Source organism: Streptomyces sp. NPDC087901 (genome assembly GCF_044742205.1).
Taxonomy (GTDB): Bacteria; Actinomycetota; Actinomycetes; order Streptomycetales; family Streptomycetaceae; genus Streptomyces.
The window spans coordinates 45341-58720 of sequence record NZ_JBIUUC010000025.1 but is presented as its reverse complement, the minus strand read 5'-3'; the positions used below and the strand labels follow the sequence as shown (position 1 = coordinate 58720).

The following is a 13380-nucleotide window of genomic DNA, read 5'->3' as shown; positions in this document are numbered from 1 at the left end:
GTACCGCTTCGTGTACTTGTTTCCCACCTGGTGCTACTTCCTCTGGAACCTCAGGTCCCAGTCTCCAGGTGTCCACGATCAAGGGGAAGCTTCACTGTCCACCGCAGCGGCGACATCGGATCCCCCCGCTCATCCGGCTCGACCAGTGCCAGCAAGGCCGGCCGCAGCCCCGGGTCCAGATCCGCGGCCCGCTTGCGTCCCCCGCCCGGTCACCGCACCCGCCCCAGAGGCTCCTCGCCCGCCTCAAGCTCGAACACGCCCTTGCGGACTGTTGTCTCACTTATCGCCGCGGCCTGCGCGACAACCCGGATGCCGCCATGGCCCAGACTCCGGGCCTCCGCGGCCATCAACAGCCGCCGTTGCCGTTCGTCCAGGTGCGGGAACAACACCACGAGCTTCAAAGCAAGTTGGTTACGAGTCTCGTCCGGGATGCGCGCACCACAACAACGACGACCGGAGCGGGAAGCAACACTGTGATTCCCTGCAAGCCCTTAAAGCCCCAGCGCCTGCATGCGGACAAGGCCTACGACGTTCCTCACCTGCGTAAACGGCTCTGGGCAAGCACATCGGCGTGCGCATCGCCCGCAAGGGAGTCGAGTCCAGCGAACGCTTACGAGGTTGTGCGCAATTGAGGTCCGGGGTCCGTAGCCGAGGATGGCCCTATGCATGCTCTTATCGATCAACCCGAAGTCCGTCGGGTCTCGCGAGGCGAGTACCCCTTGTGGGACGAGGCTCTCGCGGTCCTCAACCAGGACTTGGCCGTGACTCTTCCTGAGCAGGGACCTCTGCAACTGCTGGCCCAGCCTTCCTACGAGGCGGGCGAGCCGGAGTATGTCTACGTTGCCCTGGCCAACGGCGAGTGGCACGGCAGCCATTTGTACCCGAAGACGCCAGAGGACTCTGCTCATGCCTTGGCGATCGTCGCCGACGCCGCCCAGGACACCGTCGCTGAGCGTCTGTGGCAGGCGTGGCCCCTGTGTGTCGAACACGACCTGGGCATGCATACGCGCGACGTGGAGGGGCTGCTCTCCTGGTGGTGCGCCGGGAAGCGGTCGGGGGGCGGGCCGGGCCACATCTGTGCGGCCGTGGGCGCGCTCGACACCTTCTGAGGACCGTGGCGTGAGGGGGGCTGTGCGGGTTGGATGTTGATGTGACGCAATACCTTGGTCGCACGGCCATGTCCCATCCTGTCTTCACCGGCCTTCAGCCCCGTCGACTCGGTGCGCTGGTCGGCGAGTTGGCTCATGCGTGGATGGCCTCTGAGGAGGGCCGACTACACAACCGCAGGGGTCGCGGCCGTCTGCGGGCAGCCGGGGCCGGCCCGAACCATCAGTTGGTGTTCACCGACCGGATCATCGTCACCCTGGTCGTCCTGCGGTTACAGCTTCCTCATGCAGCTCTGGCTGTGCTCTACGGCGTGGACCGCTCCACGATCACCCGCGCCGTCCATGAGATCCGTCCGCTGTTGGCTGCCCGGGGCTTCGCTGTGCCGGGACGCCTCGACCTGCGGCTTCGCACGTTGGAGGACGTCTTCGCCTACGCGGCGGCCGAAGGCGTGGAACTGAGGTTGGACGGTACCGAGGTCCGGGTGCGCCGCCCCGGGGCGAACAGACCAGGACGGCGAGCGTTCGTCTCGGGGAAGATGCGGCAGAACACCAAGAAGGCCACCGTCGTCACCGACGAGCAGGGCCGCACCCTTTGGGCTGGCGCGTTCCGGCCCGGCCGCGTGCACGACCAGACAGCAGTGAAGACCGCGGGCATCTGCGACCTGTTCGAGCGATACCTGGCGGTCAGGGCTAAAGTCGATGCCGGCTACCAGGGACTGGCCAAGCAGTTCCCCGACCAGGTCCAGGCCCCGCCCCTGAAGCCGAAGAAGCACGCCCCGCCGGGGCCCTCGCGGCGTGGGATGCCGCCCGCCGCCAGCAGTCATCAGAACGAATCTGCGTCGAGCACGCCAACGCCGAGCACAAGCAGTGGCGGACACTCCAGCGGCACCTCGGACGCCGCGAGTTCTTCGACGAAAGCTACTTGGCGGTGGCCGGCCTGGTCTCCGATCGCACCGCCAAGAGGTGATCACCCACCCGACACCTGCCAGGCCAACATGCCCCGACCTCAATCGCGCACAGCGCCGTTAGGACGCCGCAGATGGGTCATCGAGCGGACCATGTCCTGGCTGACGGGCTACCGCCAACTCGACCACCGATACGAACGCCAACCCCGCAACTACCTGGCCTTTCTCGGCCTCGCAGCCGCCCTCTGCTGCTACAAACGACTCCACCGACTCACCACATAGGACACCGTCTTAGAAGTCATCTCATTTGGGCGCCCCGGTAATCTGTGAGTCATGGTGGGGATCGTTGAGCGGCTGGTGCCGGATGAGTTGTGGGAGTTGTTCCAGCGGGTGGTGCCGGAGGCGCCGTCGCGGCCTCAGGGCGGTGGTCGGCGTCGGCACGGCGACCGGGAAGTTCTGGCCGCGATCGTGTTCGTGGCCACGTCAGGTTGTACCTGGCAGCAGTTGCCTTCAGCGTCGTTCGGCCCGTCCGGAGCGACCGCCCACCGGCGGTTCTCGGAGTGGTCGAAGGCCAGGGTGTGGGCCAAGCTCCACCGCCTGGTCCTCGACGAACTCGGTGCCCGCGGCGAACTGGACTGGACGCGGTGCGCGATCGACTCGGTGAACATGCGGGCCCTGAAAAGGGGGACCTAACAGGTCCGAATCCTATCGATCGGGGCAAGTACGGGTCGAAGATCCATTTGATCACCGAGCGAACCGGTCTGCCCCTGTCCGTCGGAATCTCGGGGGCGAACCTGCACGACAGCCAGGCCCTGATCCCGCTCGTGCAGGGGATACCGCCGCAAGCCAGCAAAGCTCCACGCGGACAAGGGCTACGACTACTCCCACCTGCGGCAATGGTTACGCCAGCGTGGCATCCAGCAACGCATCGCACGCAAGGGAATCGAGTCATCGCAGCGAGTGGGACGCCACCGGTGGACCGTCGAACGCACCATGTCGTGGCTCGCCGGCTGCCGCCGCCTCCACCGTCGCTACGAACGCAAAGCCGAGCACTTCCTCGCCTTCACTAGCATCGCCTGCACCCTCATCTGCTACCGCAGACTCGCCAAATGAGATGACTTCTTAGCTGGGCGTTTCGTCCGCGGTCGAACGTGGCGTCGAACTTGGTGACGCTGTCCGCTGAGAGCCTGACGTGAGAGCGGCCTTCGCCTGATCCTGTGCTCCGTCACAGAGGCACTTGACCAGCACGAAGGCCGGAGCAATGAGTCTGCTGCAGCGGGATGCATGGTGCGTTGTACGGCGGGCTGAACCGCGGGCTTCTGGGTGGGGCACGGCTGCGCCGGGCGCTGGCGGGTCTGCCGCTTCCCCGGACGGCGGAGGGGCGGTTGGTCCTGGCGGTCGATGTCAGCGACTGGTTGCGGCCTGATGCGAATACCAGCCCGGATCGGCTGTTCTGCCACACGTACGGTCGGGGCAGGGGCTCGGCCCAGATGATTCCCGGGTGGCCCTATTCCTTCGTTGCTGCTCTGGAGCAGGGGCGGACTTCGTGGACTGCCATGTTGGACGTGGTCCGGCTGTGTCCGTGGGACGACGCAATCGCCGTCACCGCCGCCCAGGTCCGGGACGTGTTCCAGCGGCTGTATGTGACAGGCCAGTGGCAGATCGGTGACCTGCCCGTCCTGGTCGTCGTCGATGCCGGCTATGACGTGACCCGTCTGGCTTTCCTGCTCGCGGACCTCCCCGTGGAACAGCTGGGCCGGATGCGTTCGGACCGCGTCCTGTACTTCCCGCCCCCACCGCAGCTGGCGGGCAAACACGGGCGCAAGCCCAAGCGCGGGGCGGAGTTCGCGTTCGAGGTTGCGGCCTCGAAACCCAGCACCGCAGGCCCCGGCCGGCCAATCGGGATGAAGAACAAGCAACGCGCACGCGAGCACCCCGTCGGGAAACAGGAAAACCAAACCCTGCGGAAGCCATCGCAAGCACCAAAGCTACAAAAAACGCCAAGCTTAAGCACGTCTCCGTCCAGGCAGCACCAGCATTTGCCCATCACCGTCAGCTTGTCATCGTCGGCCTCTCGATCATGCATCTTCATCGCCGCCATAGAAATCGATTTTTCCGTTCGAATGCAGCAGCGCTATCCGGATGCCCAGTTCTCGGGCTGCCACGGCGGCCAGGACTCGGACCATCCAATCCCTGACGGTCTCCGCTTTGTCGTCTGCGTACGTTGGGTCGATGAGCAGGAGCCGGAACCGGTGGACGAGACCCAGGTCGACGTCCGTGATTGACAACTCGTGTCCGGACAGGGCGGCCTGCACCTGCTGCCCTGGCGAGAGCGGCACACCAGCATCGAGCAGCAAGTTCAGCGGCACCACGGCCCCACCATCCACGGACGGAAGCGTGTGGGCGAAAATATCAGCCTCTGTGACGCGCAAGGAGAGCCAAAGGGACAGCGCTTCGACTGTATCGGCCTCAGCCGCCACGAGGACCTCAAGCGCCGCCGGCGCCACGTGAGAAAGGGCGGACAGCAACGAGCCGGTGAACTCCCTGCCTGTCTGCGGGTGCTCGTTCAAAGCCAGCGTCAGTACCGCGCCGTCTAGTTCGGCCGTGTATGGCTCGGAGCGGTGGTAGACGTGGGGTGGCGACGAGACTGTGGCGAAATGCGACTCAGATTCCACCTGGTCGATGTTGGCGTACTGCCCGGCAGGCCGGGTGAAGCGTAGGGCTGATGCGGTGGGCGCGGCTCCGAAGGGCATAGTGTCGCCCCTTCCAGGGAGGGAGGGGGGTGGGAGGAAGTGTGGGCGGTACGGAAGCACGGGCTTCCACAACTTGAGCAGAGCCTGTCCGGGGGCGGCGGTCGCGTGCACATGAGAGATACCGGCTTCGTCGGCGTCGGTCACGGTAAGACCATCGGGGCTGTCGTAGTGGATTACGCGTCGGCCGGTTCGGTCCGCGATTGCGTGGGCCAGGGCCACCCGTCCACCAGGATCGCCTGAGACCAGAAGCACGGCGGTCGCCGGCAGGTCGGGGAGATCGGGGTCCGCTGCCACAAGCTCGGCGACTTGGTCGAACGTCGCCCGGTGCGGGGCCCCGTTCGGCACGGCCATGTCGACATAGCCTGGACCGACCTCGGCAATCACAAAATAGCGGCCTTCTGTCCCCGTGTCTGACGGCAGTTGCAGTTCATTGATCGGCCTGCCGGTGAAGTTGCGGCCCCAGGCGTTGTCGGAAGTGCCTACGGTAGCGGTGGCGAAGGTGAGAAGTTGGGTGGTGGATTCCAGATGGTGGGCGGCCCAGGCGGCGGGTCCAGTTCCGGTGCGGCCGGCTGCGATCGCGTGTGCCACCAGAACCCGGACGGTGTCTTGTCGTTCCTGGGTGACTGGTTGGGTTTGGTCCAGGTGGAGCACCTGTCGCACGAGGTCCTCCGTGAGCCCGCCCCAGGCGTCGATCACAACATGTGCCTCTACCAGTGACCAGAAGGCCAGGGCGCGCCGGTCTTCCTCGGCGACTGGTTCTATCACGGGGCCATTCACCGACTTGGCGGAGTTCACGTTGCGAAGAACGGCATCCGTCGCCGCGGCGCCGGAGCGAGTCCATATCTGACGGAGGCCTTGCACCGTGGGAAGGGGCAGGTGAGCGGTGAGCCCGAAGGTAGTGAAGTCGTGGGCGGATGCCTGGCCCCACTGCCAGGCATGTGCGAGCAATGCGCGGTGAGCGTTGGCGCCGGCGTACGCGTCGGCCGCGGGGGTGGGCTGGCCAGTGCTCAGATGGAGTTGCTGCGCGGCGTGCTTGAAGAAAGCGAGGGTGAAGGGGCCGGTTCCGTCAAAAGCAGGGTCGGCTTGGCGGAGTCGTTCCAGGGCACCAATACCGGCCACAAGGCGCGGGTCGTGCTCAGCAGTGGGGCCAAACACCTGCCGAAGGGCCCGTACCAGGCGGGCAGCCTGGCCGACAATGTGTTGCGGAATCGGGCCGGGCCCAGTTGTGAGGCCCATGGCGCGTGCCAACTGATCTAGCGCCGCGCCCTCCGGTTCTGGCCGGAACTCCTTCCACCTGCCGAACCCGCCCCGGCTGCTGGCGGGGAGGAGCAGCTTGGGGCTGGCCTTGGGGCCTATTAGGGCCGCCTCTACGGTGGGTGCGTAGACGGGTTGGCTGGCTACGGTGGCCAGCATCTGGGCGGATTCGCCTGTGGTCAGCGGGTTTACGGCTCCTTGCGGCACGGATGCCGCATAGCACCGTGAGACAAGGATGGGCACGGGGCGGCCTGCGGCTTGCTGGCGCAATCTAGCCAAGCTGGGGCGTCGTGTGAGATAGCCGCCTGCGGACCGCGCGGGCCCCCACAGCTCCCTGACCTCCCCGTCAATCCGCGCCCGCCACCAGAAGCGACCGTGGGCGTCGCTGTGACCGTCGAAGACGTACATCCGCAGGGCCGCGTCCGCGTCCGCCCACGGCACGGGCCTCGTCCCCACAGGGGCAAAAGTCGCAAAACTCGGATCCGTGTGATAAGTGAAGCGCGCAGAGCGCAGCAATGAATGGTAGTTGAGGCGCTCGGCATGACTCTGTTCAATGTCGCTGAGGGTGGAGCGGCCGATGGACTCATGAGTTTCGGAGTCGATGAGGGCATGGGTGATCAGGTTTCGGTCAGGTACCCAAAAACGTTCGTCGCCCGCGTCGTTGTAGAGCCACTGGCCGCTGGCCCCCAGTTCCATCTCTGGCGGGGGCAGCAAGTCGGGCGGGCTGACCACCCACTGCCCTACCGGCTCTATGCCCGGATGCTTGTCGATCCGGACTGGGAAGGTCGTACCGGTCTGGTTGTCGTTCCACGTCCCCACATGGCCGGTAGACGTCCACACGGCTTCGCCGATGGTGTTGGCCGCACTCCGTGCCAACTCTAGTGCCAGGTCCAATCGGTACCGAGTGAGCAGGAGGACTGGAGTGCCGGGCGGCCGGGCCGGGTCGTTAGCGATCAGCTCGGCAACCACGTCCTCGGTAACCGGTCGGACGCCTTGGGCGGTGCGGATTTGGAACCGACGCGCTTGCAGGTCAGTCGTCTCCCCACCTTCATCCCTGGCGAGTATGTAGAGAAAAGTATTGGCAGGCCACGGGGCGTCGACGAAACCGTCATCGACAAATACGACGCGACCGTCGTCCCCTACCTCCACTAGGCCGACCGTGCTCAGGTTCAGGTTTCCTGGTACCTCGGCGTTCCAGTCACGGCCCAGATTCCGACCCTCGGGGCTCGTGAGCAGCCATGGGTCGTTGTAGACCCCCTCGGCCTGGAGGTGGTGGGCTTCCAGGGCTGCCAGGCTGCGGGCCCGTCCCTCGCGCCGTGCCGCCAACACGGCTTCGACGGCCTGGCAGCGCCGGTCAGCCGGGTCAGGCACGTGCCGCAGGTGCAGCATCTTGACGGCGAACGTGTCCAGCTCCGCCAGTGTCAGGGGGACCAGGCCCAGGTTGCTGGGAAGAATCCCGGCCAGAGTCTCGAACGCCGCATGCAAGTCTTCATTGCTGAGACGACCGGTACCGACCAACAAGCGCCACAGCTCCGGAAGCGCAGGAGTGTCATCGCCGAAGATGACACTCTCATCGTCCGGGGTGAAGTCGGAGTCGTCGTCCATCACGTCGGGGTCTGCGTGGGCCTCCTCCTCGACGCGCGAGTTCTGCGGGTGCGGGGCAGCCCAGTCCGGACTTTGGACATTGTGCAAATGAGAGCTGAACCCTGGCGGTTCCCCGAGATCCGTTGCGTTCCAGTCTTGGGGTGCGGGGTGCTGCGCGGCGGGCACAGGGCCCGAGACCGGCGTGGGTTCGTGTTCCGGTACGGCGGCGGAGTTGCCGTCGGGGTGGTAAACGTGCCAGAGGGTGCGTTGTCCTTCAACGTCTTCTCTGAGATGGAGCAAGGGCGTCGAGTCGTCTGTGCCAAGGGTCAATGCGCTCTGCCCATGTGCCCTGTAGACGTCGAGCCCCGACTGTGCGGCGATCGCCCGGTCCTGCGCTTCGCGCCGGGCGGTCGAGGCTGCGCCGCCCTTAGACAGGTCGTAGGCACAGTCCAGCATCGTGATGCTTGTGAACCCCGCAGTCGCAAGAAGTCGCAGCGCATGGGCTGCTTCTCCAGGATTGGTTGCCTTGTCGGAACCGTCGACTGTGGCGAGGCGGAGCCCGTCTATAGATCCATGCCCGGCAAAGTAGAAAGTGCCGGTGGCTGAGGTGACAGGCAGGGCCCTGCGCGTTCCGACCAGGTTGCCCTGCTTGTCCCTGCTCCACCCGACGTACTCGCTGACCTGGTCCAGCTGCCGGTAGGCGTCATCACGGCGTCGCCAGTCGGCAGCGTCGAAGCTTGCCTGACCGATGAACCTGCCACCAGCCGCATGCACATCGCGCACGAGAACATCGGAAGGCCAGTGGGTGAAACGGCGGCCATCCAAGTAACCTCGCACATCGGTCACGGAGTTGGCATCTACCAAGCTCAGCGCGGAGGCCAGGGTCATCCGGACGGCCACCCGCCTGGGAAGCGTGAACTGTGCGTCGTTCCGGCTGGCCGGGAGGCCGATGCGCCGCCCGGTGCGATTGAGTGTCGAGATAAGCCGCAGGTTTACCTCGAAGGACACCAGGACGCTCAGGCTCTTCCGGGTGGCGTTTGAGCGTTGGGTGCTCACTGCCGACGCGCCGCTCTGCGTGTTTTCGCCGAGGCTCATGCTGGTGCCCCCGCCGTAGTCGTGGACGTCGTGTTCCCGGCCTCTTATCCAGCCGGTGTTCCCGGACCAGGCTGCGGTCTCGGAGTCACTCGATCCACTGCTGTGGCCCTGGGAGCCGAGCCGGGGCGGGCCAGAAGCGGTGTCGTCGTAGTCGAACACCAGGCGTTCGCTGGAGTAGTCAAGAATCTGGCCGTCCGTAAGCCTGGCGTACAGGGATGTATCAAGGTCCTGTCCACCGCGCGCACCGGATGCGTATATGCCGGGCAACGGAGCGCCAGTCTTCGCGAGCGCGGGCAGTGACGCTGTCAGCCACTCGGTGGTCACTGAATCGCCGCTGACATGGGACTGGGCGGTGCCGGCCGTTGTGAAGTCGCTGTAGGCGTGCATCTCGTTCGCCATGGCTGCAAGCGTGCGCCGGACCAGCGGTGCTCCTTCGACGCTGAGGACCTGGGCCTCCGGCGGGAGGTCGACGCCATGGCTGAGCCAGTCCTTCAGGGAATCCGACTGGAAGGATGTGTGGCGGACCGTGGTCGTGTGCTCTTGTTGGCGTACGAGAGCGGCCATGGCGCGGACGTCCGATTTCAGGACGCGGTAGAGGAGATAGCGGTCGTCCTCCCCGGTCTTTGGTGCGTTGAGCTCCACGGACAGCATGGGTTCGCCGGTGGCGTCGCTGCCTGGCGCGTAGAGGTCGAGCCTGCCGGTCGTTATGGGGATGCGTAGGCGAACGACGTCGGCGTCCGGCAGGGCGACGGTGTCGACGTTCGCCCCGCGGCTGCGGCTCATAGTGTCCTCTGCGGTGTTGGCGAGTCCCAGTGCGCCGGATGCCACGCCGGGAACTACGCCCTTCGTCTCGCTTATGGATCCCACGGGCATGGCGGTCGCGCTGAGGCGCAGATTGTTTGTCTTGGACTTCGTTTCCTCCTCGTCGAACGACGCGCTGGTACTGAACACCATGTGCCGGCGGTCCTTCGGGCGGTCCTCGAAGGTTCCCGTGCCTCGGCCGACGACGAACCGGACGACGTGGGCGTCCTGCGACCCGTTGCGGAACAGCTCGATAGGGACACCGCCATCGAGGGCGCTGCCGAGCAGCCCCGCCGCACCGATCGGATCGAGTACGGCTGCGAGACGCTGGGTGTTGCGCTTGGTGTCCCGCAAGAGTTGGTTGGGCAGAAGTTGCTCCGCGAGTTCCGGAAGATGCATCTCCAGTGCCGTGCGGAGGCCAGGCAGGAGACGGCCGAAGTCTGGCACTTTGTCGAAGTTACCTGGGCCGAGCGGGCCAGTACCAGGCAGTTCGAGGTGGGCGTCCTGGCCGATGAACCGGTGTGTGTCCGATGTGGTCTTCTGCGACTCACCGACGGGGGCGACGGTCGCGTGTGCAGACGAGATGCCCGTACTACGGGATTGCTTCGCCAATTGTGTGTCGATCTGTGGGCCGAGCCCAAGGTCAAGTGCCTGGCGCTCGGTAAGCCAGGCCATAACAGAACCGTCCAGCGCCAACCCTTCCGATTCCACTCGCGGGTCTCCGTCGCGCGTGGAGGCCTCGGCAACCATCAGCACCTCAAGGTTGGCCTGGACCAGCACGATCCGGTCGCCGATGTGACTCATCGACGTCCGGATGATTGAGCCGGAGTTACTCATCCGCTGTGCGGATGCCCAGCTCGTACTGTACGAGGCTGCGACTCCGGAGAGCATCCAGAGTTTTGGAGCGGCGTCTCCGGCTCCGGAAACGCCGAAACTGATGTCCGCGGCCACCGCGCTCTGTTTGCTTCCGCCAGCCGTGTACCCACCACCGGTCGAGCTATTGACTCTTGGTCCTACCGCTACGTGAACCACGGTCGGGTTGATCGCATTCAGTCGTGCGCCGACGGCTGCCGCGACGCCGTTCCACCGCCGGTTGTAGCGCAATCCGTCCACGATCCAGGCGCCCTTGAGGGCGCGCGGGAACCCGGCCTCAATGGACTCGGCGCTCATGCGCTCCTCGATGGCCAGCGCCGGGCCGAGACCGGGCGTGGATAGGGCCTTGTCGTCTCCCGTGGCCTTCGCTATCAATCGGTGGGCGAGTGCCTGGATCGGCTCGGGGTCTCCTACCGCCTCCAACAAGAGCCATTCGCTCAATCGGCGCTGTCCCTCCATTGGAGGAGCCCACTCGGGGTCGAGGAGCGTGCCGATGCCGAGGACCTGTGGCACAGAGATCGAACGCGGTGGGAGAGCGGCGTGGTGGGCCTTCGGCAGTGGTGCGCGCAGTGTCATGGCGGTGTCAGCAGTGAGTTGTACTGGCAGTTGCGGTACCTGCAGCAGCTCGATGTCACGACTGGCTGGCTGGGTGCTGACAAGCGTGTGTATTTCGGGCGCGTGCCGGCCCGGAAGCCCTGGTGTCACCGAGCGCCGCCATGCCCGTTGCACGTGTACAGAGGTGACAGTCACTTCGAGGACGAGCTTCCCCCTGAACGCGCTCGCCTCGTCCGTGCCTTCGCTGAGGACGGTCTTCGAGGTTTTCGGGCCGGCCTGGGCGCTGTGAGTGGTGCCTATACCGACGTTCCCTGAACCGGTCAGGTATAGATGTCCGGGTATGACCTTGGCCGAGAATCCGAGGCGCACCATCGCGCCCTGTTCTGCCTCGGCCCCGCTCTGGCTGCCGGAGCTGAGCCCGCGGGCGGTCTCGATGCCCCAGCTGGGGACGTCCCCCTGGTACTCGGCCTCGTCGTCGATCAGCGTGGCCTTGACGCGGACGAGTACGGATTCATCGACGTGCCAGTGCTTGCGCCGCAGCCGGATGGGGATGCCTGTGGTGAGCAGCATGCCCTTGCGCGTGCGGAATCCGCTCGGGGAGAGCGCCTGGGTCAGCGTGCGGTGGTTGTTCCGTTGCCTGGCCCTATCGGCCTCGGTCTCGAAGCGGCCCGGCTCCGCAGCTTTTGGCCCGAACTTCGGCAGGAACCCAGCCAGTCGCTCGTCGGTCTCGAATAGCTCCTCGATTCGCTTAACCAGCGGGTCGGTGTCTACTGCGCCAAAGCTGACTCCGGCTCCCCTGGCACCGAGCGGCAGGTACCGATGGAAGCCGGGGTGGCGGAAGAGCGGGTGCTGAGTTGGCCGGGGCACGGCAAGTGCACCAAACGCATACCCGGCGGGGGCGAGCATCCGGTCGGGTTCTGCGCTGGGCGGGAGGGGCAGGTCCAGGGCCTTCGCCTGGTCGAGCCGCAGGGTCAGCCACACGGTGAGATCGTTTTTATGAGGCCGCGCCCCGAACGCGCGAGCCTTCGGCGACAGCGGGACTGTGCCCTCTACTGTGAGCCTCACGCGGGCCTTGTAGAGCACCTTGATGCCCTTGATCTTTGTGCTCTGTTTCGCTTCTACCCCGGTGGATTGCGAGACTGTCCGGCTGCGGCTCAGCCCCAGACCGGGCTGGAAGTAGAACCGAACATTCGGGCCGCCTGGCGCCGGCTCCACCGAAACGATGGGTCCGACCACTACCTGACCGCCGTATGAGTTGCCGACCTGTGTAGCGCTCGTCTGGCTGTATTTGTGGTGCGTCGGTGCTTCGGTGGCCTCGACCAAAGACACTGGGGCGAGTGTGGTGATCCGCGCGTTCATCCGATAGGCGCCCTGAACACCGTCGCGACTGGTGAGGTCGGGCGAATTCGTCCATCCCTCGAGGGCTGTTGGAAGGTCTTTCAGAACGCCGTCGACTGAGGTCTTCGCCATGGCGGTGGAGCGACCAGGAGATCCGGGGGCCGTAAGCGATGGGTGCAGGGCCGAGCTGACGGCGCGGAAGTAGCCGTTCTCGTGCCCGCCCTCGTGCATCGGGGGGTATGCGGCAACGAGAGACAGCGACTCGGCCAGGGCGATCGCGCGGGCCTTCGCGGAATCGATGCTTTCGGGTCCGCCCGCAGTCGGCCACTCCTCTTCTTTCACTAGGGGCTGGACGCTTTTGACAAGGTGCTCGATAGGCACCCGGACCGTTGTGGCGCCCTCACCTCTGAACGCCCGGCCTCGGGCGACGCCGCCCTTCTGGGCGGTAACTACCCACTGCACCTTCCGGGCGATCTCAACCGTGCCGGACTCGTACGTGTCGATGCGGGTGTCGGTGAGGCCCTGGCTGATTGTCGTGCTGACCGTCTGCTGACCGAATGCGACGTTCACCGTGCCCACGACTCCCGCCAGCACACCTGGGGTGGGGGTCGGAGCCAGCACCATGCCGCCGCCCCTGACGGCATAACCCGTGGTGAACGCGGCTGACTGGGAGGTGGCGACGCTCGATTCGTTGGCTGCCCTCAAATTCGGGGCCTCTTCAGAGACGCCGATGGAAGTGATAAGCGGCCGCTTCTCGTTCGGATGATGGACCATTGCGACGCTCACGTCGTACCAGCCGTCGCTGCCGCGCATATGGAACGCTTTGCCCGCGCCGACGAAGCGTCCGGGCCACTCGCGCAGTTCCCGGACGATCGATTCGTTGTGGCTGCCGGTTAGCGTGTGGATCGTCTCTGCGACCCACGGGATGCCTTCCAGGCTGTGGAACGTGGCCGGACCCGCTGCCCACATCCGCTCCAGGTAGGTGGGCAGCCGCCAGCGCCCTTCCGGCGCCGAGGCTGCCCTACCGCTGCCGAAGACGCTGCCAGAAGCAGCATTGATGCCCCGGGTCACGGGGGCCTGTCCGGAATCACCGTCGCTCGGACCACGCGTTCCGGG

General features: G+C 65.8%; 3 protein-coding genes and 3 pseudogenes (1 of these 6 running past the window's edge). 4 read left to right on the top strand and 2 right to left on the bottom strand.

Annotation, left to right across the window (positions count from 1 at the left end; translation table 11 throughout):
* Positions 1 to 89: 89 nt before the first annotated feature.
* Positions 90 to 347 (bottom strand): annotated as a pseudogene (locus tag ACIOEW_RS39255) (ISAzo13 family transposase); the annotation flags it as partial.
* A 414-nt stretch (positions 348 to 761) separates the two neighbouring features.
* On the opposite strand from ACIOEW_RS39255, the gene ACIOEW_RS39250 reads away from it, so the two are divergent.
* The 4 genes and pseudogenes from ACIOEW_RS39250 to ACIOEW_RS39235 all read left to right on the top strand — a co-directional run.
* The gene (locus ACIOEW_RS39250) at positions 762 to 1109 is read left to right on the top strand and encodes a hypothetical protein (RefSeq protein ID WP_401970189.1); all 348 of its coding nucleotides are present in this window, start codon (positions 762 to 764) and stop codon (positions 1107 to 1109) included.
* 68 nt (positions 1110 to 1177) lie between these two features.
* Positions 1178 to 2293: a transposase gene (locus ACIOEW_RS39245; protein WP_401970192.1), complete on the top strand. Its 1116-nt coding sequence runs from the start codon at positions 1178 to 1180 to the stop codon at positions 2291 to 2293.
* Positions 2294 to 2344: 51 nt separating this feature from the next.
* Positions 2345 to 3124 (top strand): annotated as a pseudogene (locus tag ACIOEW_RS39240) (IS5 family transposase).
* A 170-nt stretch (positions 3125 to 3294) separates the two neighbouring features.
* Positions 3295 to 3891, top strand: a pseudogene (locus tag ACIOEW_RS39235) (transposase); the annotation flags it as partial.
* Positions 3892 to 4089: 198 nt separating this feature from the next.
* On the opposite strand, the gene ACIOEW_RS39230 reads toward ACIOEW_RS39235, so the two are convergent.
* Positions 4090 to 13380, bottom strand: the final stretch of a protein-coding gene (locus tag ACIOEW_RS39230; RefSeq protein ID WP_401970187.1) for a lonely Cys domain-containing protein. It continues 45285 nt past the right edge of the window; the window shows 9291 of its 54576 coding nt (coding positions 45286-54576); its start codon lies beyond the right edge, outside the window — the gene reads right to left on this strand; its stop codon occupies positions 4090 to 4092.

Bases quoted from the DNA above. Each gene is read 5' to 3' on its own strand.
- ACIOEW_RS39245 (WP_401970192.1), top strand. From the start codon at position 1,178: ATGTCCCATCCTGTCTTCACCGGCCTTCAGCCCCGTCGACTCGGTGCG.